General features: G+C 71.5%; 19 protein-coding genes. 17 read left to right on the top strand and 2 right to left on the bottom strand.

Annotated elements, in window-relative coordinates:
• The first annotated feature begins 241 nt into the window (after window positions 1-241).
• From BLQ76_RS03500 to BLQ76_RS03420, 17 genes are all read left to right on the top strand, one after another.
• Window positions 242-1,585 carry an extracellular solute-binding protein gene (locus BLQ76_RS03500; RefSeq protein WP_090668831.1) on the top strand — a complete coding sequence of 448 codons (1,344 nt, stop codon included), beginning with the start codon at window positions 242-244 and terminating at the stop codon, window positions 1,583-1,585.
• Window positions 1,586-1,671: 86 nt separating this feature from the next.
• Complete coding sequence (locus BLQ76_RS03495; RefSeq protein ID WP_090668828.1) at window positions 1,672-2,556, top strand: carbohydrate ABC transporter permease; 885 nt, start codon at window positions 1,672-1,674, stop codon at window positions 2,554-2,556.
• A gap of 9 nt (window positions 2,557-2,565) precedes the next feature.
• Window positions 2,566-3,480 (top strand): ABC transporter permease subunit, encoded by a 915-nt coding sequence (locus BLQ76_RS03490; RefSeq protein WP_090668826.1) that lies wholly within the window; start codon window positions 2,566-2,568, stop codon window positions 3,478-3,480.
• A 10-nt stretch (window positions 3,481-3,490) separates the two neighbouring features.
• Entirely contained in the window at window positions 3,491-4,603 is a 1,113-nt protein-coding gene (locus BLQ76_RS03485) for an ABC transporter ATP-binding protein (protein WP_090668823.1), read from the top strand.
• A 94-nt stretch (window positions 4,604-4,697) separates the two neighbouring features.
• Complete coding sequence (locus BLQ76_RS03480; protein WP_090668820.1) at window positions 4,698-6,866, top strand: glycoside hydrolase family 3 N-terminal domain-containing protein; 2,169 nt, start codon at window positions 4,698-4,700, stop codon at window positions 6,864-6,866.
• A complete protein-coding gene (locus BLQ76_RS03475; protein ID WP_090668817.1) occupies window positions 6,863-7,357 on the top strand; it encodes a hypothetical protein in 495 nt (164 codons plus the stop codon). Before BLQ76_RS03480 ends, BLQ76_RS03475 begins: the two co-directional genes overlap by 4 nt.
• Before the next feature lie 129 nt (window positions 7,358-7,486).
• Window positions 7,487-8,743 (top strand): sarcosine oxidase subunit beta family protein, encoded by a 1,257-nt coding sequence (locus BLQ76_RS03470; RefSeq protein ID WP_090669599.1) that lies wholly within the window; start codon window positions 7,487-7,489, stop codon window positions 8,741-8,743.
• A gap of 11 nt (window positions 8,744-8,754) precedes the next feature.
• Window positions 8,755-9,099 carry a sarcosine oxidase subunit delta gene (locus tag BLQ76_RS03465; RefSeq protein ID WP_090668814.1) on the top strand — a complete coding sequence of 115 codons (345 nt, stop codon included), beginning with the start codon at window positions 8,755-8,757 and terminating at the stop codon, window positions 9,097-9,099.
• A complete protein-coding gene (locus BLQ76_RS03460; protein ID WP_090668811.1) occupies window positions 9,096-12,080 on the top strand; it encodes a sarcosine oxidase subunit alpha family protein in 2,985 nt (994 codons plus the stop codon). Before BLQ76_RS03465 ends, BLQ76_RS03460 begins: the two co-directional genes overlap by 4 nt.
• A complete protein-coding gene (locus BLQ76_RS03455; RefSeq protein WP_090668808.1) occupies window positions 12,073-12,636 on the top strand; it encodes a sarcosine oxidase subunit gamma in 564 nt (187 codons plus the stop codon). Before BLQ76_RS03460 ends, BLQ76_RS03455 begins: the two co-directional genes overlap by 8 nt.
• A 108-nt stretch (window positions 12,637-12,744) precedes the next feature.
• Window positions 12,745-14,019 (top strand): aromatic ring-hydroxylating oxygenase subunit alpha, encoded by a 1,275-nt coding sequence (locus tag BLQ76_RS03450; protein WP_090668805.1) that lies wholly within the window; start codon window positions 12,745-12,747, stop codon window positions 14,017-14,019.
• An 11-nt stretch (window positions 14,020-14,030) separates the two neighbouring features.
• Window positions 14,031-15,128 (top strand): FAD-binding oxidoreductase, encoded by a 1,098-nt coding sequence (locus BLQ76_RS03445; protein WP_090668802.1) that lies wholly within the window; start codon window positions 14,031-14,033, stop codon window positions 15,126-15,128.
• Window positions 15,125-16,108 (top strand): GlxA family transcriptional regulator, encoded by a 984-nt coding sequence (locus BLQ76_RS03440; protein WP_244519454.1) that lies wholly within the window; start codon window positions 15,125-15,127, stop codon window positions 16,106-16,108. Before BLQ76_RS03445 ends, BLQ76_RS03440 begins: the two co-directional genes overlap by 4 nt.
• Window positions 16,105-18,147 (top strand): NADH:flavin oxidoreductase, encoded by a 2,043-nt coding sequence (locus BLQ76_RS03435; protein WP_090668800.1) that lies wholly within the window; start codon window positions 16,105-16,107, stop codon window positions 18,145-18,147. Before BLQ76_RS03440 ends, BLQ76_RS03435 begins: the two co-directional genes overlap by 4 nt.
• A gap of 10 nt (window positions 18,148-18,157) precedes the next feature.
• Window positions 18,158-20,062, top strand: coding sequence for a DUF3483 domain-containing protein (locus BLQ76_RS03430; protein WP_280140045.1), 1,905 nt, complete (start codon window positions 18,158-18,160; stop codon window positions 20,060-20,062).
• Entirely contained in the window at window positions 20,062-21,222 is a 1,161-nt protein-coding gene (locus BLQ76_RS03425) for an electron transfer flavoprotein subunit alpha/FixB family protein (RefSeq protein WP_244519453.1), read from the top strand. The genes BLQ76_RS03430 and BLQ76_RS03425 overlap by 1 nt, the downstream gene beginning before the upstream one ends.
• A gap of 2 nt (window positions 21,223-21,224) precedes the next feature.
• The gene (locus tag BLQ76_RS03420) at window positions 21,225-21,935 is read left to right on the top strand and encodes an adenine nucleotide alpha hydrolase family protein (RefSeq protein WP_090668794.1); all 711 of its coding nucleotides are present in this window, start codon (window positions 21,225-21,227) and stop codon (window positions 21,933-21,935) included.
• 4 nt (window positions 21,936-21,939) lie between these two features.
• On the opposite strand, the gene msrA is transcribed toward BLQ76_RS03420, so the two are convergent.
• Window positions 21,940-22,653 carry a peptide-methionine (S)-S-oxide reductase MsrA gene (gene msrA, locus BLQ76_RS03415; protein WP_090668791.1) on the bottom strand — a complete coding sequence of 238 codons (714 nt, stop codon included), beginning with the start codon at window positions 22,651-22,653 and terminating at the stop codon, window positions 21,940-21,942.
• A gap of 137 nt (window positions 22,654-22,790) precedes the next feature.
• Window positions 22,791-24,047 carry an arsenic transporter gene (locus tag BLQ76_RS03410; protein ID WP_090668788.1) on the bottom strand — a complete coding sequence of 419 codons (1,257 nt, stop codon included), beginning with the start codon at window positions 24,045-24,047 and terminating at the stop codon, window positions 22,791-22,793.
• Window positions 24,048-24,155: the final 108 nt, after the last annotated feature.

The raw sequence follows: 24,155 nt of genomic DNA, 5'->3' as shown, positions 1-24,155 counted from the left end.
GGGCGCCGGTCGCGCCGATCTCAAGATGATCGCCGCGCCTAACATACCATTCATGACAACGGCATGACGCAACCGCCGAATGAAAACTGACCTTCGAGCCGATCGACTTCTAGAAACGATCGCGATGCAAGCAAGAAGCGTCATGGAATGTTCATTGTACATCCGACGCCCGGACTTCTATTGGCGCCCTCGGCACCCCGACCGGGGTCGCACGATCATTCGAGACCGGGGTCCATCCGCGATGCTGACGAAGATTTGGGGTGCCGCGAGCGCGATCGCGCTCTTGGTTGGCGCGGGCACGGCCGCCGCTGCGCCCGTGAAGATCGACATGTGGTTCGGCAACACGGGCGACATCGCCAAGCGCGTCGGCGAGCAGTGCGACCGCTTCAACGCCAGCCAGACCGACTACCAGATCGTCTGCACCAGCCAGGGCTCCTACGACGCCTCGCTGCAGAACACGATCGCCGCGTTCCGCGCCGGCCAGCAGCCCACCATCGCCCAGGTCTCCGATGTCGGCACGCTCGACATCATGCTGTCGGGCGCCTTCTATCCGGCCGAGAAGCTGATGAAGGACAACGGCTACACGATCGACTGGAACGACTACTTCGGCGGCATCCGCAGCTACTTCGCCACCTCCGCCGGCGAGATGTACTCCTTCCCGTTCAACTCCTCGACCGCGCTCCTCTACTGGAACAAGGACGCCTACGCCAAGATCGGCAAGACCGAGGCTCCCGCGACCTGGGAGGAGGCGGCGGCCGACTTCAAGGCGCTGAAGGCCGCCGGCTACAGCTGTCCGCTCGGCTTCAACATCTCCTCCAACGAGGTGTGGCAGTACGAGGAGCAGTTCCTGGCCGTTCACGGCGAGCCCAACGCGACGCTCAACAACGGCTATGACGGCCTCGGCGCCGAGATGGTTTTCAACCGGGGCAAGTGGGTCCAGTTCGTCCGCGACCTGAAGAGCTGGTACGACGCGGGCGCGGCGGTCATCAAGTCCAAGGAGACCGGGCAGACCTTTGTCGACGCGTTCGCCGCCGGCGACTGCCAGACTATCCTGACCTCGGTCGGCGACCACGGCGCGATCGGCCGCACCGCCAAGGAAGGCATGAACTGGGGCGTGGCCATGCTGCCCGTCTACGAGGGCACCGAACGGAAGAACTCGCTGGTGGGCGGCGCCTCGCTCTGGGTCCTCGCCGGCAAGTCGGAGCCTGAGTACAAGGCGGCCGCCGCCTTCCTGAACTTCATCGCCAAGCCGGAAGAGGCGCTGACCTGGTCGACCGTCACCGGCTACATTCCGGTCCGCCAGTCGGGCTTCGAGTACCTGAAGAACCAGGGCTTCTACGATAAGGCGCCCTATGCCGGCCGCGAGATCGCCATCCAGAGCCTGACGGTCACGCCGCCGACCGGCGTGACGCGCGGCAACCGCCTGGGCGGCCTTCTGCAGATCCGCAACGAGATCGCGAACGGCCTCCAGGCGATCTTCATCCAGAACGCCGACGTCCAGACGGCGCTCGACGATGCGGCCACGCGCTCCAACGCGATCCTGCGTCGCTTCGAGCAGACCTACGAGGGCAAGCAGCTCCCGTAAGCCGCCTCGCACGACCTCTCGCCTCGCGCCCCGGACGGCTACGCCCGTCCGGGGCGCACTGCATCGGGACCTACGGGCGGATCTCCATGGAAAAGCGCGCCACCTTCTCCTCCACCACGGTCGGCCTTCTCTACGCCGCGCCCGTGCTCCTCTTGATCTTCGTGTTCTTCTACTGGCCCGCCGGCCAGGCGCTGTTCTGGGCCTTCACGCTGGAGCGCCCGTGGGGCGGCGGCAACCAGTTCGTCGGCTTCCAGAACTTCCGGCACCTGTTCGCGGACGCGGTCTACTGGAACGCGGTGATCCGCAGCCTCGTCTTCGCGCTCGCCTCCACCGCCCTCACCATGTTCGTCTCCCTGGTGCTGGCGCTTCTTGTCGACCGCGAGCTGGCCGGCAGCCGCTTCTACCGCTCGGTTCTCGTCTGGCCCTACGCCATCGCGGCGCCGGCCGTGGGTCTCGCCTTCAGCTTCATCATGGCGCCCCAGGCCGGCCTCCTATCGGCGCTGAACGACATCTGGCCCGGCATCTGGAACCCCGCCTTCAGCGGGCGCGACGCGATGATCGCGGTGATCCTCGCCTTCTCGTGGAAGTACATCGCCTACAACTTCATCTTCTTTCTCGCCGCCCTCCAGTCGATCCCGAACAACCTCACCGAGGCCGCCGCCATGGACGGCGCCGGCCCCATGCGGCGCATGGTCGACATGAAGGTGCCGCTCCTCATGCCGACCTTCTTCTTCCTGCTCGTGATCAACATCACCGAGAGCTTCCAGGACTCCTTCGGCATCGTCGACATCATGACCGGCGGCGGGCCGGCCCGCTCCACCGAGCTCATGGTCTACAAGCTCTACTTCGACGGCTTCCGCGGCCTCGACTACTCCGGCGCCGCCGCCCAGAGCATCGTCCTGATGCTGCTCGTCGTCGTCCTGACCATCGTCCAGTTCCGCTTCATCGAGCGGCGCGTCCACTACAAGTAGGAGCCGCCTGTGGTCGAGAACCGCCCGCTCTTCAACCTCGCGTGCCAGGCCGTGCTCCTCGTCGGCCTCCTGGCCGCCGTCCTGCCCTTCGCGATCGTCGTGATCGCCGCCTCGCACGACATCGTCACGGTGAACCGCGTGCCGATGCCGCTCGCGCCCGGCTCGCACTTCCTCGCCAACATCACGGAAGCCTGGACGCGCGCCGACCTCGGCTCGAAGATCTTCAACAGCTTCGTGTTCGCCTCCGCGGTGGCGCTGGGCAAGGTCGTCTTCTCGGCCATGGCGGCGTTTGCGATCGTCTACTTCCGCTTTCCCGGCCGCATGCTCCTGTTCTGGGCCGTGTTCGTCACGCTCATGCTGCCGCTCGAGGTGCGCATTGTGCCGACCTACGCGGTGGCCGCCAACGCGCTGCAGCCCTTCCAGGCGATCCTCGACGTGACCGGCCTGACGCAGGCGATAAACTGGGCGACCGGCATCCGCCTTCAGCTCAACTGGGGCCTTCTCAACTCCTACACCGGGCTGGCGCTGCCGCTGGTCGCCACCGCCACCGGCACGTTCCTCTACCGCCAGTTCTTCCTGACCCTGCCGGACGAGCTGGCGGAAGCCGCCAAGATGGACGGCTCGGGGCCCGTGCGCTTCTTCTTCGACATTCTGCTTCCCCTGTCGAAACCCACCATGGCCGCGCTCGCCACCATCATGTTCGTCTGGGCCTGGAACCAGTATCTCTGGCCCCTTCTCGTCACCACCGACGCCTCGTTCGGCACCGCCACCACCCAGCTCAAGGCGCTGATCCCGTCTGAGGACGGCATGCCCGACTGGAACGTCGCCATGGCCGGCTGCCTCCTCGTGATGCTGCCGCCGCTCCTGGTGATCGCCCTCATGCAGCGCTGGTTCGTGCGCGGCCTCGCCGCCACCGACAAGTAGGAGACACACGATGTCCGCCATCTCGATCCGCCGCGTCGCCAAGTCCTACGCCCAGTCGCCGGTCGTCCACGGCGTCGACCTCGAGATCGAGGAGCGCGAGTTCGTCGTGATCCTCGGGCCGTCGGGCTGCGGGAAGTCGACGCTCCTGCGCATGATCGCGGGACTGGAGGACATCACGTCGGGCGAGATCGCCATCGGCGACCGCGTGGTGAACCGGCTCGAGCCGCGCGAGCGCGGCTGCGCCATGGTGTTTCAGAACTACGCGCTCTACCCGCACATGACGGTCGGGCAGAACATCGGCTACGCGCTGAAGGTCGCGGGCGTGCCCAAGCCCGAGCGCCAGCGGCGCGTCGAAGCGGTGGCCGCGACCGTGGGCCTTGCCGAGATGCTCCAGCGCAAGCCCGCGGCCCTGTCGGGCGGCCAGCGCCAGCGCGTCGCCATGGCCCGCGCCATGATCCGCGAGCCCCGCATCTTCCTGTTCGACGAGCCGCTCTCCAATCTCGACGCGATCCTGCGCGTGGGCATGCGCGCCGAGATCCGCCGCCTCCATCGCCGGCTCGGCACGACCTCGGTCTTCGTGACGCACGACCAGGTCGAGGCCATGACCATGGCCGACAAGCTCGTCGTCATGCGCGCGGGTCGCATAGAGCAGGTCGGGTCGCCGGCGCAGGTCTACAACCGGCCCGCCACGCGCTTCGTCGCGGGCTTCATCGGCACGCCGCCGATGAACCTCCTGGACGGCGAGCTGGAGGGTGGCGACAGCTTCCGCCTTGCCGACGGGCAGCGCGTCGAGCTCGCCCCCGGCACCCGCGCCGGCGTCGGCGCGCGGGCGGTCACCCTCGGCATCCGTCCCGAGCAGGCGGTCCTCGCGCGTCCCGGCACGCCGGGCGCGCTGCGCGCCACGGTGGACGTGGTGGAGGAGCTCGGCGCTCAGCGCATCGTCTACGCCGACCTCGCCGGCACGATGTTCGCGGTCGCCATCCCGCACGACGCCGCCGAGGTGCGGGCGGGCGAGGGCATCGCCGTGCTCCTGCCCGCCGCGCAGCTCCACCTCTTCGGGCGCGAGGGTGGCGAGCGGATCGAACCTCAGCGCCGCACCGCCGGAACGCCTGTCGCGGCTTGAAGGCAGGGGCCGCTAATCCCAGAGAGGACTGGCGGTCGCCACATTTCTTCGCGAGAAGGCGGCTCCGCACGACGAGACGGAGCGCGCCCGACCCATGTCCGACACGCCATCGCCCGCCATCGAGGCGCTTCTGGCGCAGATGACGCTGAGCGAGAAGATCGGCCAGCTCACCATGCTCGCCGCCGGCTTCTCGGTGACCGGACCGGTGGTCGGCGGCGACGTCTCGCAGTCGGTGCGCGAGGGCCGCGCCGGCAGCCTTCTCAACGTCTTCGGGCCGGGCGCGGTGCGCGAGATCCAGCGCGTCGCGCTGGAGGAGTCGCGCCTCAAGATCCCGCTGCTCCTCGGCTTCGACGTCGTGCACGGCCACCGCACCGTGTTTCCGATCCCGCTCGGCGAGGCCGCCTCGTTCGATCCCGCACTCTGGGAGGAGACGGCGCGCGTGGCCGCGCGCGAGGCGGCGGCCGACGGCGTCGCTCTGACCTTCGCGCCCATGCTCGACATCGCGCGCGACCCGCGCTGGGGGCGCGTGGCGGAAGGCGCCGGCGAGGACCCGCTCGTCGTCGCGCTCTACGCCCGCGCCAAGGTGCGCGGCTTTCAGGGCTCGAACCTAGACGATCCCGACCGCCTGGCCGCCACCGCCAAACATCTTGTCGCCTATGGCGCGGCCTCGGCGGGGCGCGACTACGCTTCCACCGACGTCTCGGAGCGCACGCTGCGCGAAACCTACCTGCCTCCCTTCGAGGCGGCGCTGGAGGAGGATTGCGCCTGCATCATGCCGGCCTTCTCCGACCTCTCGGGCGTGCCGATGACGGCGAACGGCGCGCTGCTGGATGGCTGGCTGCGCGGGGAGATGGGCTTTCGCGGCGTGGTGGTGAGCGACTACAACGCGGTGGCCGAGCTGATCCCGCACGGCGTCGCGGCCGATCTCGCCGAGGCCGCCAGCCTCGCGCTGCGGGCCGGCGTCGACATCGACATGATGAGCGGCGGCGCCTACGAGACCGGCCTGCCCGAGGCGCTGCGCCGCGGCCTCGTCACCGTCGACGACATCGACCGGAGCGTGCGGCGCGTGCTCGCCCTCAAGGAGCGGCTCGGCCTCTTCCGCGATCCCTGGCGGGCGCTCGCGCGCGGCGATCGGGGGGCGGGACCGCAGGTCTCAAGCCACCGCGCGCTCGCCCGAAGCGCCGCTGCGCGCTCGGTCGTCCTCCTGTCGCAGCGCGATCCCGCGATCCTGCCGCTCGGCGACCGCGCGATGCGCATCGCGGTGCTCGGGCCGCTCGCCGAGGCGCCAACCGACATGATGGGAAGCTGGTCGGGCGCGGGCGAGGCCGAGGAGAGCGTTACCATCCTGCGAGCCTTGCGCGCGGCGCGGCCCGACTGCGAGGTCGTCTATGCGCGCGGCGTCGGCATCGACCAGTCCGAGCCGGACGGGTTCGAGCCGGCGCTGGCCTTGGCGCGCGGCGCCGACCTCGTGATTCTCGCGCTCGGCGAGTCGCGCGCCATGACCGGCGAGGCGGCGAGCCGCACCGGCCTCGACCTGCCGGGCGACCAGACCAACTTCGCGCGCGCCGTGCTGGCGCTCGGCCGCCCGACGGTCGCGCTTCTTGCCGCCGGCCGGCCGCTCGCGGTGCCCTGGCTGTTCGACCGGGCGGGCGCGGTTCTTGCCATCTGGTTCGGCGGCACGGAGGCGGGCTCGGGGCTTGCCGACGTGCTCACGGGACGCGTCTCCCCCTCGGGACGCCTCCCCATCACCTGGCCGCGCGCGGTGGGTCAGGTGCCGATCTTCTTCGGCGAGCGCCCCGGCGGCCGCCCGCCTTCCGACCAGCACTACACCAGCAAGTACATCGATCTTTCGCCCGACCCCCAGTTCCCGTTCGGCCACGGCCTGTCCTACGGCCGGGTCGTGCGCGAAAACCTTCGGGCCGAGCCCGCCGCCGCGCGCGAGGGCGAGACGGTGCTCGTCTCGCTCGACCTGCGCAACGAGGGCACGCACACGGCCGAGGAGACCGTGTTCCTGTTCTCGCGCAAGCCCGTCGCCCGCGTCGCGCGCGCCCGCTTCGAGCTGCAGGGCTTTGCGCGCGTCTCGCTCGCACCCGGCCAACGGACGCGCTGCACGATCCCCCTGCCCGTCTCGGCGCTCGCCTTTCCCGGCCCGGATCTCGTGCGAAGCGTCGAGCGGGGCGAGTACGAGCTTCTGGTCGGCCCTTCCGCCGATCCCGCCGGGCTCCTGCGTGCGCGCATCCGCGTCGAGGACGGCGCCTCGTGAGCGGCGGACCCACCCGGCGCGACGTGCTTGCCGGCGGCGCGGCTCTTGCGGCCGGTCTCGCTCTGCCCGGCCACGCAGCGCGGGCAGATGCGCGGCCGCCGCTGTTCGTCCTGCCCGAGCCGCTCACCGCCGATCAGCTGTGGCTGCGTCTCGGGGCGCCCCGGCCCGCCGGTCTCGTGCTCGTCGCCGAAGGCGCAGCTCCCGCGCAGATGGGTCTCAGCTGCCTGTCGCCGCGCGCCCTCGCCTCGCTCGGCGAGCGGGCGGGCGAACGACTCCTGCCCTTCCCCGCGCAGGGGCTGCACCTCGCCGCCCCCGCCCGGCCCGGTCCGCGGGACGAGGCCGCGATCTCCCGCGCGCTGGTGGGACTTCTCGCGGATGGCCGCGCAGCGCCCCACGCCTTCGCGCTCGCCCTGCGCGACCGCGCGGCGGGGGAGCATCTCGCTGCCCTCCTCGACGCCTCGGGCTCGCCCCGCGCGCTCCGCATCCTGTGAACCGCGCCATGTCGCGATCCTCCGCCTCATGTCGCCTCCATACCGAACCATCGCCGTTTCGTACTGGCCGCCGCGCGCGGTGCGGTGCGAAATTCGCCGGTGATCGTTGACGCCAAGGACATCGCTCCCATGCAGCGCTTCTCCGCCTATGCCGTCGTGCGCAAGGCCCTCGGGTCCAACCGGGACTGGCAGGAGCAATGGCGCGACGCCGCGCCCAAGAAGAGCTACGACGCCCTGATCGTGGGCGGCGGCGGGCACGGGCTCGCCACCGCCTACTACCTCGCCAAGGAGCATGGCATCCGCAACGTCGCGGTCCTCGAGAAGGGCTGGATCGGCGGCGGCAACACGGGCCGCAACACCACGATCATCCGCTCGAACTACCTGTTCGAGGAGTCGGCCCGGCTCTACGAGCACGCCGTGAAGCTGTGGGAGGGCCTCTCCCAGGACCTCAACTACAACGTCATGTACTCCCCGCGCGGCGTCATGATGCTCGCTCACAACGTCCACGACATCCAGGTCTTCAAGCGCCACGTCCACGCCAACCGCCTGGCGGGCGTCGACAACGAGTGGCTCACGGCCGAGGAGTGCAAGGCCTACTGCCCGCCGCTCAACATCGACGCGTCCACCATGCGCTATCCCGTGCTCGGCGGCGCGCTGCAGCGGCGCGGCGGCACGGCGCGCCACGACGCGGTCGCCTGGGGCTACGCGCGCGCGGCCTCCGCGATGGGCGTCGACATCGTCCAGAACTGCGAGGTCACCGCGATCCGGCGCGGCGGCAACGGGCAGGTCGTCGGCGTCGAGACGACGCGCGGGTCGATCGACGCGCCGCGCATCGGCGTGGTGGCGGCGGGCGCGACCTCCGTGGTCATGTCCATGGCCGACGTGCGCCTGCCGCTGGAAAGCTACCCGCTCCAGGCGCTCGTCTCGGAGCCGGTGAAGCCGGTCTTCCCGTGCGTCGTCATGTCGAACACGATCCACGCCTACATCTCGCAGAGCGACAAGGGCGAACTCGTGATCGGGGCGGGCACCGACGCCTACACGAGCTACACCCAGCGCGGCGGCCTTCACATCGCCAACCACACGCTGGACGCCATCTGCGAGCTCTTCCCGCAGTTCCGGCGCATGCGCATGCTGCGCTCCTGGGGCGGCATCGTGGACGTGACCCCGGACCGCTCGCCGATCATCGGCAAGACGCCGGTGCCCGGTCTCTTCGTGAACTGCGGCTGGGGCACGGGCGGCTTCAAGGCGACGCCGGGCTCGGGCCACGTCTTCGCCCACACGGTCGCGACCGGCGAGCCGCACCCGATCAACGCGCCCTTCACGATCGAGCGCTTCCGCGACGGCGTCCTGATCGACGAGGCGGCCGCCGCCGCCGTCGCGCACTGAGGAAACCCGCCATGCTCCTCATCCACTGCCCCTATTGCGGCCCCCGCCCCGAACTCGAGTTCCGCTACGCCGGCCAGGCCCATGTCGTGCGCGCCGAAACGCCGTCCGCCGAGCCGGCGGATAGCTGGGGCGACTTCCTCTACACGCGCGCCAACCCGCGCGGCCTCCATGCCGAGCGCTGGCGCCACGTCCACGGCTGCGCGCGCTTCTTCAACGCGCTGCGCGACACGCGCACCGACTTCTTCCAGGCGACCTACAAGGTCGGCGAGCCGCGTCCGGACGACGGGGCGGAGGAGAACGCGCCGGCCTTGAGCGGCGACAACCACGGCACCTGGTCCGGGGAGAGCGTGCGATGAGCGACTTTCGCCACGCGTCCACGGGACGGATCGACCGCAATCGTCCCGTCCGCTTCCGCTTCGACGGCCGCAGCTACGGCGGCTTTCGGGGCGACACGCTCGCCTCGGCCCTGATCGCCAACGGCGTCCACCTCGTCGGGCGATCGTTCAAGTACCACCGCCCGCGCGGCTTCGTGTCGGCCGGCTCCGAGGAGCCCAACGCGCTGGTGGGCGTCGGCGACCGGGAAAGCCGCTACACGCCGAACCTGCGCGCCACGCAGGTCGAGATCACGGAAGGGCTCGTGTCCGAGAGCCAGAACCGCTGGCCCTCGCTGGAGCACGATGTCGGCGCGGTGAACGGCGCGCTCGGCCGCTTCCTGTCGGCGGGCTTCTACTACAAGACCTTCATGTGGCCTCCGAAAGCCTGGGAGCGCGTCTACGAGCCGATGATCCGCCGCGCCGCAGGCCTTGGCCGCGCGCCGACTGCGCCCGATGCCGACCGCTACGCGCAGCGCTTCAGCCATTGCGAGGTGCTGGTGGTGGGCGCGGGCCCGGCGGGCCTGGCGGCCGCCCTCGCCGCGTCCGAGGACGCCGGAACCCGCGTCATCCTGTGCGACGAGCAGGCCGAGATGGGTGGCTCGCTCCTGCACGAGAGCGACGGTACGATCGACGGGCAGCCGCCCGTCGAATGGGCCGAGCGGAGCCTGGCCGAGCTTTCGCGCCGGCCGAACGTCACGCTGCTTCCCCGCACCACCGCCTTCGGCTTCTACCCGCACAACATGCTGGGCCTGGCCGAGCGTCTCGCCGACCACCGTCCCGACGCCTCGCCCGACCTGCCGCGCGAGCGCATGTGGCAGGTGCGTGCTGGCCGCGTCGTGTTCGCCACCGGCTCGATCGAGCGCCCGCTCGTGTTTCCCGGCAACGACCGGCCCGGCATCCTGCTGGCCGAAAGCGCCCGCGTCTTCGCGCGACGCTACGGCGCGCTGGTCGGGCGGCGCGTGGTGGTCGCGACCGCCGGCGACAGCGCCTATCGCGCCGCGCTCGACCTTCATGCGCTGGGCGTCGAGATCGCGGCGATCGCGGACCTTCGCGAGTCGCCGGACGGTCCGTTCGTCGAGGCCGCGCGGCAAGCCGGCATCCGCATCCTCACCGACACCGCCGTCACCGGCACCGCGGGGCGGCTGCGCGTCTCGTCGGCCACGCTCACGCGGCGCGGCGACTGGAGCGGCGAGGACTTCGCGTGCGATGCGCTCCTGATGTCGGGCGGCTGGACGCCCACCATCTCGCTCTTCTCGCAGTCGCGCGGCAAGATGCGCTGGGACGAGGGGCTGAAGGCCTACGTGCCGGCGGAGTCCGTGGAGGCCGAGCGCTCGGCCGGCGCCTGCCGCGGCGTCTTCGACCTCGCCGGTTGCCTTCGCGACGGCTGGGCGGCGGGCGCGAACGCCACCGAGGCCGCCCTGCCCTGGCACGTGGACGCGCGCGACACGGGCCATGACGGCTTCCGGGGCGAGTGCCCCCATCCGCACGATCCGCGCGAGGTGAAGAGCTTCGTCGACTTCCAGAACGACGTGACCGCCAAGGACGTGCGCCTCGCCACGCAGGAGGGCTTCCGCTCGATCGAGCACGTCAAGCGCTACACGACGAGCGGCATGGCGACCGATCAGGGACGCCTGTCCAACATCAACACGCTGGCCGTGGTCTCGAAGGAGCTGAAGCGGCCCGAGCCCGCGATCGGCCTCACGACCTTCCGCCCGCCCTACACGCCGACCTCGTTCGGCCTGTTCGCGGGCACGGCCAGGGGCGAGCTCTTCGATCCCGTGCGCCGTACGCCGATCCACGACTGGGCGGCTGAAAACGGCGCGGCCTTCGAGGACGTGTCGCTCTGGAAGCGCGCGCACTACTTCCCGTGCGGGGGCGAGGACATGCACGCGGCGGTCGCGCGCGAGTGCCGGGCCGTGCGCGCAAGCGTCGGCCTCTTCGACGCCTCGACGCTCGGCAAGATCGAGGTCGTGGGACCGGACGCGGCCGAGTTCATCGACCGGCTCTACACCAACCCGTTCCGGAAACTCGCTGTGGGCAGCCTTCGCTACGGCGTCCTCCTGCGCGAGGACGGCTTCGTGATGGACGACGGCGTCGTGGCGCGCATATCCGAGGACCGCTTCCAGCTCACTACCACCACGGGCGGCGCGCCGCGCGTCCTCCATCACATGGAGGACTATCTCCAGACCGAGTGGCCCCATCTCGACGTGTGGCTGACCTCGGTCACCGAGGAATGGGCGACCATCGCCGTGCAGGGGCCGAACGCGCGGGCCGTCCTCGAGCCCCTGGTCGAGGGCATCGACCTTTCGGCGAGCGCCATGCCGCACATGACCTGGCGCGCCGGGACGATTGCCGGCGGCGTGCCGACGCGCCTGTGGCGCGTGTCGTTCACGGGCGAGCTCGGCTTCGAGGTCAACGTGCCGGCGGGCTACGGCCGGCAGGTCTGGGAGCAGATCGTCGAGGCCGGCCGGCCCTTCGACATCACGCCCTACGGCACCGAGACCATGCACGTCCTGCGCGCCGAGAAGGGCTACATCATCATCGGCCAGGAGACCGACGGCACGGCCGTGCCCGACGATGTCGGCCTCGCCTGGGCGGTCGCCAAGAAGAAGCACGACTTCGTGGGCATGCGCTCGCTGGCAAGGCCCGCGCTGCAGGCCGCGAACCGCAAGCAGATGGTCGGCCTTCTGACCCGCGACCCCGCGCATCTTCTGGAAGAGGGCGCGCAGGTCGTGCCGCACGACGAGGACGTCCAGGCCTTCGTGCCGGACCACGCGCTCGGCCACGTCACCTCCTCCTATCGCTCGCAGGCCGTGGGCCGCACCATCGCGCTGGCACTGGTGGAGGGCGGGCGGGGCCGCATCGGCGAGACCGTCGACGTGCCCATGCCGTCGGGCCGCGTGCCCGCCACCATCGTCGATCCCGTCTTCTACGACCGTGAGAACGAGCGCCTCCATGCTTGAACCGGCCTCCCCCCTCGACGCGCTCGACGCTGCGCCCCTCCGGACGCCACGCCTGCAGGTGGCGGCCGAGCCGATCGCCTTGCGCCTGTCCTTGCGCCTGCGCGACGAGGCGGCGGTCGACCGGCTTGGCGCGGCGCTCGGCCTTGCGCTTCCGCGCGAGGCCTGCCGCGCGGCGGACGGGGCCGACGCCTCGGCCCTCTGGCTCGGGCCCGACGAGTGGCTCCTCGTCTCGCGCGCCGAGGCGGCGAAGGTGCTCGCCGCTCGCGCGGCGGAGGCGATCGGCGACACGCCGCACAGCCTCGTCGACGTCTCCCACCGCTCCGTCACCTTGCGCGTCGAGGGCGCGGACGCCGCGCTCGCGCTCAACGCATTCTGCCCGCTAGACCTCGGCCTCGCCGCCTTTCCGCCGGGCGCCGTCACGCGCACGGTTCTCGGCAAGACCGAGATCGTGCTGTGGCGCGAGGCGCCGGACCGCTTCCTGGTCGACGTCTGGCGCTCCTTCGCCCCTTATGCGCTCGGCCTCCTACGCGAGGAGGCGCGTTCGTTGGCGGCGTGAGGCTCGTGTCGCAAAAATGACATTTCCTGTCGCCTCCATGGATGTGGGCGAGGTGGAAACGCTCCAGACTGCCCGCTATCGCCGCCCGCCTTCTTGAGGTGTGATGCCATGCTCGACCGCACGCAGACGCCGCTCGCCTCGCTCCTGCGCCGCCGTCGGCCGGGCTACTCGCTGGAAGCGCCGTTCTATACGGACCCCGCGATCTTCGCCGCCGACATGGAGGCGGTCTTCGAGCGCACCTGGATCTTCGTCGGCGTCGAGCCGGACGTGCCCGAGCCCGGCGACGTGATGACGCTCGACATCGGGCGCAATGCCATCCTGATCGTGCGCGACGACGACATGAAGGTCCGCGCCTTCCACAACGTGTGCCGCCACCGCGGCGCCCGCCTCGTCCACGAGGACAAGGGCACGGTCGGCAACCTCGTCTGCCGCTACCATTCCTGGACATACAATCTCGACGGCGACCTGATCCACGCTGAGCACATGGGCGCCGACTTCGACCCGAAGTGCCACGGCCTGAAATCCGTCCATCTGCGCTCGCTGGAGGGGCTGCTCTTTGTGTGCCTCGCCGACGAGCCGCCGGCCGACTTCGACGACATGGCCGCCGCCATGGGCCCCTACATCGCGCCGCACGACATCCGAAACGCGAAGATCGCCTACACGCACGACCTCATCGAGCCCGGCAACTGGAAGCTCACGATGGAGAACAACCGCGAGTGCTACCACTGCGGCGCGAACCATCCCGAGCTCACCGTGCCGCTCTTCGCCTACGGCTTCGGCTTCGCGCCGGAAGAGCTCGACGAGGCCGAGCGCGAGCAGGCCGCCCGATACGGCTGCCTCGTCACCGATAGCCACGGCGAATGGGAGCGCGCCGGCATCCCGAGCCGCATGCTGGAGCATCTCGACGACATGGTGACGGGCTACCGCACCGAGCGCCTGCCGCTCGACGGTGACGGCGAGTCCCACACGATGGACACCAAGGCCGCCAGCCGGATTCCGATGGGCCGCTTCCCGTCCTCCAAGATGGGCGGCCTCCATTTCTGGACCCAGCCCAACTCCTGGCACCACTTCATGGGCGACCACGCGGTCTGCTTCTCGGTGATCCCGCTCGACGCCGAGCGCTCGCTCCTGCGCACCAAGTGGCTGGTCCACAAGGATGCGGTGGAAGGGGTCGACTACGATCTCCAGAACCTCATCGACGTCTGGATGGCGACCAACGCGCAGGACTCCGAGCTCGTCGGCTTCTGCCAGGCCGGCGCGCGCACCAGCGCCTATCAGCCCGGCCCCTACTCGCCCCATACCGAGATGCTCGTCGACAAGTTCTGCAACTGGTACGTCCAGCGTATGCGCGAGCACTTCGATCCGGCCGGCGGGCCGCTTTAAGGATCTGCGCCATGGATGCGCTCGCCCCCCGCAACGGTCCCGCCCTCTGGAACCCGGAGGAGGACGAGCACCTCGTCTGCCGCGCCGTACGCGAGGAAACGCACGACGTGCGCACCTTCGTCTTCGCGGCGCGCTCGGGCGGCGCGTTCCGCTTCGAGCCCGGCCAGTTCCTGACCTTCGAGTTTCCGGTCGCGGGCGAGCCGGTCTACCGCTGCTATACGATCGCGTCGGCCCCCTCGCGCCCCGACACCGTGTCGATCACCGTCAAGCGCGTGCCCGGCGGCCCCGTCTCGAACTGGCTGCACGACACGATGCGCCCGGGCACCGTGGTCAAGGCGAGCGGGCCGATGGGCGAGTTCTCCTGGGCGCGCCACCCCTCCCCCCGTGCGCGCTATCTCCTCGTGTCGGGCGGCAGCGGCGTCACGCCCATGATGTCCATGGCGCGCACGGGCTTCGACAGGGCCGAGACGCGCGACACGGTCTTCGTCCACGCCGCCCGCACGCCGCTCGACATCGTGTTCCGCGACGAGCTCGACCTCATGGCGCGCCGCGACCGCGCGTTCCGCGCGGCCTTCGTGGTGGAAGGCGACGCACCGGGCGTCGGCTGGGGCGGATACCGCGGCCGTCTGACGCTTCCCATGTTGGAGTCGATCGCGCCGGATTGGCGCGAGCGCGAGGTCTTCGTCTGCGGCCCCGCGCCCTTCATGCGTGCCGTCAGCCAGATGCTGGCGGGCGCCGGCTTCACGATGGCGCACCACCACGAGGAAAGCTTCGACTTCGCGGAGCTGACGGGCACCGAAAAGACGGAGGCCGTCGAGGCCGAGGCCGACCTGAAGGCCGAGGCGCGCACCTTCCGCATCGAGTTCGCCAAGACGCGCCGCCAGGTCGACTGCCCCGAGGACGTGACGATCCTGGAGGCCGCGCGGCGCGCGGGCATCCGCCTGCCCGCCTCCTGCACCAAGGGCCTGTGCGGTACCTGCAAGTCGAAGAAGGCGAGCGGCGAGGTCGCCATGCACCATGGCGGCGGCATCCGCCAGCGCGAGATCGACGCCGGGCAGATCCTCCTGTGCTGCTCCAGGCCCCTGTCCGACGTGGTGATCGAGCGGTGAGCGCAGCGGTCGACCTCGGCGCCGTCACGCGCTTCGCGTTCCTGACGCTGCCGAACTACTCGATGATCGCGCTGTCGGCCGCGGTCGAGGCCCTGCGCATGGCGAACTACCTCGCCGGCGAAACCTACGCTTGGCAGATCGTCACCGCGGACGGCGCGGGCGTCTCGGCATCCAACGGTCTCGCGCTCGGCCCGACCCGCTTGCTGCGCGAGGCCGCGCCCTTCGATGCACTTCTGGTCTGCGGCGGCGTCGACGTGCGCCATGCGGTGGACCGCGCGACCGTCGAGGCGCTGCGACGCCTCGCCCGCGCCCGCACGCCGCTCGGAAGCCTGTGCACGGGTGCCTTCGCGCTCGCCGAGGCCGGGCTTCTCGACGGCTACCGTTGCGCCGTGCACTGGGAGAATCTGGCCGCCGTGCGCGAGGAGTTCGATGCGGTCGAGTTCACGGACGACCTCTTCGTGGTGGACCGCGACCGCTTCACCTGCACCGGGGGCGCCGCCCCCCTCGACATGATGGCCCGCTTCATCGAGGCACGGCTCGGGTCCGAGACCGTGCGGCGCCTGTCGGAACAGTTCGTTCTCGACCGTCTGCGCGGCGGTGCCGAGCCGCAGCATCCGGCCGTGCCGCCCTCGCCGCGCGGCCATCCTGCCTTGTCCGAGGCGGCCCAGCTCATGCGCCGCACGCTCAGCGAGCCGCTCGCCGTGCAGGCGGTGGCGAGCCGCGTCGGCCTGTCGGTGCGCCAGCTGGAGCGCCTGTTCCGCCACCATCTCGGCGTCGGCCCGGCGGAGTTCTCGATGCGCCTGCGGCTCGACCACGCGCGCGCGCTGCTGCGCCAGTCGGATCTGGCCGTCACGGCGGTCGCGGTGGCCTGCGGCTTCGCCTCGCCGCCGCACTTCTCGGCCGCCTATCGCCGCCGCTTCGGCCGCCCGCCGCGCGCCGAGCGCGCCAGCCCCATCCGCCAGCCGGAGCTCGCCTCGTGATCGCCCATGCCGAAGCGCTTCTGCGCCCGATCACCATCCGGGGCCTGACGATCCGCAACCGCGTCATGTCGACGAGCCATGCGCCGGGCTACGGCGTCGGCGGCAAGCCGGCCGAGCGCTACCAGCTCTACCACGAGGAAAAGGCCAAGGGCGGCATCGGCCTCACCATGTTCGGCGGCTCCTCGTCGGTCGCGATCGACAGCCCGGCGACGCCCTGGGCCCAGGTCTCCGTGGTCGACGACGCGGTGGTGCCGTTCTTCCGCGAGTTCGCCGACCGCATCCACCGGCACGGCGCCAAGCTGATGATCCAGCTGACCCACATGGGCCGGCGCACCAAGGACAACACCGACAACTGGATGCCGGTGGTCGCCCCGTCGGTCGAGCGCGAGCCGGCCTCGCGCTCGACGCCCAAGGAGATGGAGCCCGAGGACATCGCGCGCATCGTGCGCAGCTTTGCAGAGGCCGCGCGCCGGTGCCGCGAGGGGGGCCTCGATGGCTGCGAGATCTCGGCCGCCCACGGCCATCTCGTGGACCAGTTCTGGAGCCCGAGCTCGAACCGGCGCACGGATGGCTACGGCGGCTCGCTGGAGAACCGCATGCGCTTCGGCATCGAGGTGCTGGAGGCTATGCGCGAGGCGGCCGGCGAGGACTTCGTGATCGGCATTCGCATGTCGGGCGACGAGCTGATCCCGGACGGCCTCACGGCCGACGACCTGACGCGCATCGCCACCGAATACAGCCGGCGCGGCCTCGTCGACTTCCTGAACGTGATGGGCGGACAGGCGCGCGACCACATCGCCCACGCCGTGTCGCTGCCCAACATGAGCTTTCCCGTCGCGCCGTTCCTTCCCATCGCGAGCGCGGTGAAGCGCGAGGTGGACGTGCCGGTCTTCCACGCCCAGCGCGTGACGGATCTCGCGACCGCCGCCCGCGCCGTCCACGAGGGCCATGTCGACATGGTCGCGATGACGCGCGCGCACATCGCCGACCCGCACCTCGTGCGAAAGCTGGAAGCCGGCCGGGCCGACGACATCCGGCAGTGCGTCGGCGCCGGCTACTGCATCGACCGCATCTATGTCGGCGGCGACGCGCTCTGCATCCAGAACGCGGCGACGGGGCGCGAGGCGACCATGCCGCACGTCGTTCCCAGGACCGACGGGCGCCGCAAGACCGTGGTGGTGGTCGGCGGCGGCGTCGCGGGGCTCGAGGCGGCCCGCGTCTCGGCCGCGCGCGGCCACCGCGTCGTCCTGTTCGAGCGCTCGAACCAGCTCGGCGGACAGGTGCGCATCGCCGCCAAGGGCACGTGGCGCGAGGCGCTGACCGGCATCCCGCGCTGGCTGGAGGGGCAGGTCGCAAAGCTCGGCGTCGACGTGCGCCTCGGCACGGAGGCCACCGCCGCGCTCGTCGAGGCCGAGGCGCCCGACGTCGTCATCGTGGCGACAGGGGGCTTGCCGAACATGGGCCACGCGACCGGCACTGAGCGCCACGCCGTGTCCACCTGGGACGTTCTGGAGGGCCGCGTCGAGCCGACCGGAACCGTGCTCCTCTACGACAACATGGGCCAGCACAACGCCGCCTCGACCGCCGAGCTCATGGCCAAGCGCGGCTGCCTCGTCGAGATCGCGACCCACGACCGCATGGTGGGCGAGGAGATCGGCACCACGAACCAGCCGATCCACCTGCGCGAGCTCTACAAGCTCGGCGTCGTGATGACGCCCAACATGGAGCTGATCGAGGTCTATCCCGAGGGAAACCGCCTCGTCGCCGCGCTGCGCAACACCTACACCGACGCGGAAGAGGAGCGCGTCGTCGACCGAGTCGTGGTGGACTACGGCACCAGACCCGTGGACGCGCTCTACTTCGCGCTGAAGGACCGCTCGGCCAATCACGGCCAGATCGACCAGGAGGCGCTGGTCGAGGGCCGCCCGCAGCCCGGCGACGGCGAGGGCTTCCAGCTCTACCGGCTCGGCGATGCGGTGGCGGGGCGCAACATCCACGCCGCGATCTACGACGCGCTGCGCCTGTGCAAGGACCTGTGAGGCCGCGCCCGTGACCGCCGCGCTGGGGCTCCTCGTTCTCCTGATGGTCCTCGTCGCGGCGCTGCGGCTCTGGCCGCGGGTCCGGCTCTGGCGCGCGGGCGCACCCGCTCCGGTCGACTGGCGCGCCGAACTTCTGGCGCTTCCCGGCCGCTACCTTCACGACGTCCACACTGTTGTGGCGCGCGACCCCTATGCCGCGCGCATGCACGCAGCCGTGGCGGGCGGCCTCATCGCGGCCTGCGCCCTCGCCGCGCTCGCGCTCCTTCCCCCGCTCGGCGCCTCGCGCGTCTTTGCCGGCCTTGCCGCGCTCGCCTTTCTTCTGATGCTGGCGGGAACGCTGGCGGTCGGCGCGCGGCGCTATCCCGCCAGGCCGCAGCGCCTGTCGGGCGGCGCGTTCCAGGTCCTGCCCTTTCTGCTGCTCGGCCTTGCGCTGGGCGGCACGCTCGCGGCTGGCGCGCAGGCGCTCGCCCTGTCGCCGGTCCTTGGCTGGACCGGGTTCGCGCTCGCCGTCGCGGGGGGCCTCGGCCTTGCCTGGAGCGTCGGCGCCGGACCGATGCGCCATGCGGTGGCCGGCGCCACCTGGCTCGCAGCTCACCCCCGGCCGGCGCGCTTCGGCCACGACCGGCGCGACACGGCGCTACGCCCGCTCGACCTCGACGCGGAGAGGCTCGGCGCGGACGTGCCCGCCGATTTCACGTGGAACACGCTCCTGTCCTTCGACGCCTGCATCCAGTGCGGGCGCTGCGAGGCGGCCTGCCCGGCCTTTGCGGCCGGTCAGCCGCTGAACCCCAAGCGCCTCGTCCAGGATCTGGCGGCCGCGATGACGCCCGGCGGCAACCCGGCCTATGCCGGCAGCCCCTATCCCCATGCGCGTGCCGTCGCCGGCGTCTCCGGCCTTCATGCGCCGGTGATCGGCAAGGATGCGCTGGTGCATCCCGACACGCTCTGGAGCTGCACGACCTGCCGCGCCTGCGTCAGCGAATGTCCGATGATGATCGAGCATGTGGACGCGATCGTGGATCTTCGCCGTTTCCAGACGCTGGAGCGCGGCGCCGTACCGATCCACGCGGAAGCCGCGCTGGCCGAGTTGCGCGGTGCCGACGAGCCGGGCGGCAACCCGCTCGCCAACCGCACCGACTTCGCGCCCGACCTGCCGCTGATGGGCGAACGGGGCGGCGCCGAGCTTCTCCTGTGGCTGGGAACCGGCGCCTACGACCTGCGCACGGGCCGCACCCTGCGCGCGCTGGTGGCTCTCCTGCGGGCCGCGAAGGTCGACTTCGCGGTGCTGGGCGAGGAGGAGCGCGACTGCGGCGACCTCGCGCGCCGGCTCGGCGACGAGGCGACGTTCCAGCGCCTCGCGCGGCTCAACATCGAGACGCTGAACCGGTACAGGTTCATGCGCATCCTCACCGCCGACCCGCACTCGCTCCACACGATCCGCAACGAGTATCCCGCGCTCGGCGGCCGCTTCGAGGTCGTCCACCACACCGCCTTTCTGGACGAGCTCGCCGCCACGGGCCGTCTCGCGTTGCGGCCGGCCGGCGGCGAGGCCGTGACGTTCCACGACCCCTGCTATCTCGCGCGCTACAACGGCGAGGTGGACGCCCCGCGCCGGCTCCTCGACCGGCTCGGCCTGGAGCGCCGCGAGATGGCGCGCTCGGGCACCCGCGCCCTGTGCTGCGGCGGCGGGGGCGGCGCGCCGCTCAGCGACGTCGCGGGCGAGCGGCGCATCCCCGATATCCGCATGGCGCAGGCCGCCGAGACCGGTGCGGCGCTGGTCGCCGTCGCCTGCCCGCAATGCGCCGTGATGCTGGAGGGCGTGGCGGGCGAGCGGCCCGACGTCCTCGACATCGCCGAGCTCACCCTGCGGGCGCTCGAGCCCGCCGAGCCGTCCCGCGCAGCGGTGCCGGCCTGATGCGCCCGCGCCGCGACCCGCGCGCGGAGCGCGAAGCCCATCGCCTCGCCGGGGGCGCGGGGCGACTGCGCTTCGACTGGGCCAGTGCTTCGGCCAAGCGCCCTCGCCGCGACCCGCGCCGCGACACCGTGCTCCTGCCGGGTCCCGCCGGTCGCCCGCGCCTCGACCGCAGCCACGCACCCGCCGCAGGCATCGCCGCCGCGCCGGTGCTTGCCCCAGCGCGCGAGCCTGAGCCGATCCGGGTCGAGGACGCGGCGCTGCGCATCCTCGTGGTGGCCGATCCGGGAGAAGACGAGCTGACGCCGCACGACCGGCAGTGCCTGGCCGCCGCGCGGCGCTGGGCCGACGCGTCGGGAGGCGTCGTCCTAGTCGCCGACCGCCCGGTCGCGGATGCCGGGCGGCTCGGCGCGGACCGCCTCGTCGTGATCCCGCCCGAGGATCACCCCGCGAGCCGCTTCGAGCGGGTGCTGGCGGTCTGGGACGAACTCGCCCTGCCGCACATCCTTTGCCCCGAGAGCGAGGCGGGCGGCGATCTCGCGCGCCGGCTCGCCGCCCGCACCGATCGTGCCTTCTTCGCGGCCGCGGAAGCCGTGTCGACCGAGGGCACGCTCACGCGCGCCGTGCCGGGCCGCGGCATCGACCAGATCGCGCGAAGCGCCGCGATCGTCACGCTGGCCAAGAACAGGATCGCCGTGAAGCCCGAGGCCCCGCGCGAGGGCCGCGCGGTCGAGGTCGCGGTGGCCGATCCGGTTTCGCGTGAAACACGACGCCTTGCCGCGGCGCGCGGCGCCCAGCCCCTGGCCGAGGCCGATTTCGTGGCCGCCGCCGGCAACGGGGTCGCGGACCTCGCGCTGTTTCGCGCGCTGGCCGAGGCGCTGGGCGCCACGCCCGGCGCCAGCCGCATGCTGTGCGACGCCGGCCTCATGCCGCGTGCGGCCCAGGTCGGGGCGAGCGGCACCGTGCTGATGGCCGATTGCTATCTCGCGCTCGGCATCGCCGGCGCGCCGCAGCACCTGCAGGGCATCGCGGGTTGTCGCAACGTCGTCGCCGTCAACACCGACCTTCACGCCGCGATGGTGGAGCGCGCGAGCCTTGCGGTCGTCGCCGACGCCGGACCGGTGATGCGGGCGATGCTCAAGCTTCTCCAGCGAGGCGAGTGAGCGTGCGCATCGCCCTTCTCCTGTCGGCGAGCCGTCACCCCGTATCGGGTCGCCCCGTGCCGACGCGCGGCGAGCTGCAGGCGCTGGCGCTCGCCCGCACGCTCGGCGGCGAGGTCGTGGGCCTGTTTGCCGGTGCCGATCCGGCGGGGCCGACCCAGGCGCTCGGCCATGGGCTCGACCACCTCGTGCATCTTCGCCTGCCGGAGGGCACCGACCCCGTGCCGGCGCTGGCCGAAGCCGTGCGGGCGGACGGGTTCTCGCTGGCGCTGGCCGGGCCACGCTCCGTGGGCGGCGACGAGACAGGCCTCGTTCCCTATCGGCTCGCGGGACGGCTGGGCTGGGAGATCGCGGCCGGCATCGTCGCGGTCGCGCGCACAAGCGCGGGCGTGGAGGTCACGGAGGCCCTGCCGCGCGGTGCGCGCCGCGTTCTCGCGTCGGCCCGGCCGCTCATCGCTATCGCGCATGCGGGCGCACCGGCGCCCGCCCCGTATGCCTACGCGCAGGAGCGCCGCGGCCGCGTCGAGCGACGCGAGCCGGCAGCGCCGGACGAGATGCATCCCTCGGGGATGGTCGAGGAGCGGCCCCTGCGCCGCCGCGCGCCGATCGTGGCGGACGCGGCCACGGGCGCGGGCACGCGGCTCGTCGGACCGACGCCGGAGGAGGCGGCGCGCGCGGTTCTGGCCGAGCTGCGCCGCATCCGCGCGATACCCTGACCCGTCAGCCCGCCTTGGCGGCGACCTCGGTGCGGTAGCGCTCGGGGAAGAACTTCTGCAGCGCCTCGACCTTCGGGCGGTCGTTCACGACGATGTAGGGATAGGCCGGGTTCCGGGCCATGAAGTCCTGGTGGTACTCCTCGGCCGGGTAGAACGCGCCGGTCTCGATCCGGGTCACGAGCGGCTTGCCATAGGTCTTGGCGCCATCGAGCTGCTGGATGTAGCGCTTCGCCTCGGCGGCCTGCGCCGGGGTCTGCGCGAAGATCGCCGAGCGGTACTGCGTGCCGTGGTCGGGACCCTGGCGGTCGAGCTGCGTCGGGTCGTGCGCCACCGAGAAGTAGATCTGCAGGATCTCGCCATAGGTGATCTGCGAGGGATCGTACGTGATGCGAACGGACTCGGCGTGGCCGGTGCGGCCGCCCGAAACCTCGTCGTAGGTCGCCGTCTTCGCCTGGCCGCCGGCATAGCCGGACTCGACGTGGGTCACGCCGCGCACGTGCTCGAAGACCCCCTCGACGCCCCAGAAGCAACCGCCAGCCAGCACCGCCGTCTGCGGTCCCGCGGCTGCGGCGGTCTCGGCCGGAGGGGCGGGAACGCGGCGCATGGCCTCGTCGGCCTCCGCGCCGTTCGAGGCGAGCACCACCACGGCCGCCGCGCCGCCCATGGCCAGCATGGCGAGCGTGGGAAGCGAAAAGCGGGATTGCGAGCTCTGGGCCATAGAAATTCCTCCGATGTCCGGCGTTGTCGCTGACGGCGACAACGGTTCGCGCGACAATCTCCTACACCCGATCCGTCGCTCCGATCATGACAAATCGGATAACTGCGTCGAAACGTCGGCGAACGGAGCGAAATCGCCTACCAGGGCTGGAAGGCGACCGCCAGAAGCGCCAGAACGAGCGCGGGCGGCATCACCACGAAGCCGAGCTTCAGGAAGCGCCAGGCGCCGAATTCGATCCCCTCGCGCCGCAGCGCGGTCAGCCAGAGGATGGTCGCGAGCGAGCCGGTGACCGACAGGTTGGGACCGATGTCGACGCCTACCAGGATCGCGTCGACGACGCGGCGCGGCAGCTCGACACCTTGCGCGAAGGCGCCCGCCAGAAGACCGAGCGGCAGGTTGTTGGTGAGGTTGGTGCCCACCGCGAGTGCGGAGCCGATCGCGAGCGCGCCGATGCGCGGGGCCGCGTTCAGCGGTTCCTGCAGCGCGTTCGCCAGCGCATCCTGCAACCCGCTGAGCTCCAGCGCGCGCACGATCACGAACAGGCCCGCCACCAGCACCAGCGTATCCCAGGACACGCCGCCGAGCGCTCCCCAGGGCGCACGCCGCTCGGCGATCGAGGTGACCAGAAGCGTGCCGAGCGCGGCGATCAGCGTCGGCCAGCCGAGCTCGAAGCCGAGCCAGGAGGCGACCACCAGAACCAATGCGGCAACCGCGAGGCCGATCGCGGCGACGCGTCCGCCGTGGCTGAGCGGCGGAACGGTGACGATCTCGCCCAGCTGTCCCCGGAGCGCCTCGCGCTGCGTCCAACGCAGCACCAGGAAGGTCGCCACGATCGACAGGACCGAGGGCAGGAGAAAGCGCGCCAGCCATTCGCCGAGGTGCGGCAGGTGCTCGCCGAACACCACGAGGTTGGCGGGATTGGAGATCGGCAGGACGAACGAGGCGGCGTTCGCGACAAAGGCGCAGACGAGAAGATAGGGCACGGCATCGGACGCGCGGGCCGCGCGCGCCACCGCGGCCACCGCCGGCGTCATCACCACGGCGGTCGCGTCGTTCGACAGGAATACGGTCACCAGCGTCGCGACGAGGTAGATCAGGACGAAGAGGCGCTCGGGCGAGCCGTTGGCCCGCCCGGCGGCGAGCGCCGCCAGCGTGTCGAACAGGCCCTCGCGGCGCGCGATCTCGGCCAGCAGCATCATGCCGGCCAGGAACAGGTAGACGTCGAGCCCGGAGCGGACGCCGACCAGCCCCTCGCGCGGCGCGATCAGGCCCAGGGCGACCAGAAGAACCGCGCCCACCAGCGCGAAGACCCATTCCGGCCACCGGAAGGGCCGGAAGATGACGCCCGCGACGCTCAGCGCGCTGATCAGCCAGATACCCGCGTTTGCGCCCATCGCCTGCCGTTCTCCTGAAGATTCGACGCTCCGCCGCCGGGCGCCCTGAACCACGTGCCCATAGCCGTGCCGTGCGGTCAGCGCGGCGCGCAGAAGCGGATGCCGCAG

This window comes from Aureimonas jatrophae (assembly GCF_900104035.1).
GTDB lineage: Bacteria > Pseudomonadota > Alphaproteobacteria > Rhizobiales > Rhizobiaceae > Aureimonas > Aureimonas jatrophae.
This window is presented reverse-complemented; position numbering and strand designations above follow the sequence as displayed.

Bases quoted from the DNA above. Each gene is read 5' to 3' on its own strand.
- BLQ76_RS03425 (WP_244519453.1), top strand. From the start codon at position 20,062: ATGCGCCCGCGCCGCGACCCGCGCGCGGAGCGCGAAGCCCATCGCCTC.
- BLQ76_RS03470 (WP_090669599.1), top strand. From the start codon at position 7,487: ATGCAGCGCTTCTCCGCCTATGCCGTCGTGCGCAAGGCCCTCGGGTCC.
- BLQ76_RS03495 (WP_090668828.1), top strand. From the start codon at position 1,672: ATGGAAAAGCGCGCCACCTTCTCCTCCACCACGGTCGGCCTTCTCTAC.
- BLQ76_RS03460 (WP_090668811.1), top strand. From the start codon at position 9,096: ATGAGCGACTTTCGCCACGCGTCCACGGGACGGATCGACCGCAATCGT.
- BLQ76_RS03485 (WP_090668823.1), top strand. From the start codon at position 3,491: ATGTCCGCCATCTCGATCCGCCGCGTCGCCAAGTCCTACGCCCAGTCG.
- msrA (WP_090668791.1), bottom strand. From the start codon at position 22,653: ATGGCCCAGAGCTCGCAATCCCGCTTTTCGCTTCCCACGCTCGCCATG.
- BLQ76_RS03450 (WP_090668805.1), top strand. From the start codon at position 12,745: ATGCTCGACCGCACGCAGACGCCGCTCGCCTCGCTCCTGCGCCGCCGT.
- BLQ76_RS03455 (WP_090668808.1), top strand. From the start codon at position 12,073: ATGCTTGAACCGGCCTCCCCCCTCGACGCGCTCGACGCTGCGCCCCTC.
- BLQ76_RS03500 (WP_090668831.1), top strand. From the start codon at position 242: ATGCTGACGAAGATTTGGGGTGCCGCGAGCGCGATCGCGCTCTTGGTT.
- BLQ76_RS03465 (WP_090668814.1), top strand. From the start codon at position 8,755: ATGCTCCTCATCCACTGCCCCTATTGCGGCCCCCGCCCCGAACTCGAG.
- BLQ76_RS03480 (WP_090668820.1), top strand. From the start codon at position 4,698: ATGTCCGACACGCCATCGCCCGCCATCGAGGCGCTTCTGGCGCAGATG.
- BLQ76_RS03445 (WP_090668802.1), top strand. From the start codon at position 14,031: ATGGATGCGCTCGCCCCCCGCAACGGTCCCGCCCTCTGGAACCCGGAG.
- BLQ76_RS03410 (WP_090668788.1), bottom strand. From the start codon at position 24,047: ATGGGCGCAAACGCGGGTATCTGGCTGATCAGCGCGCTGAGCGTCGCG.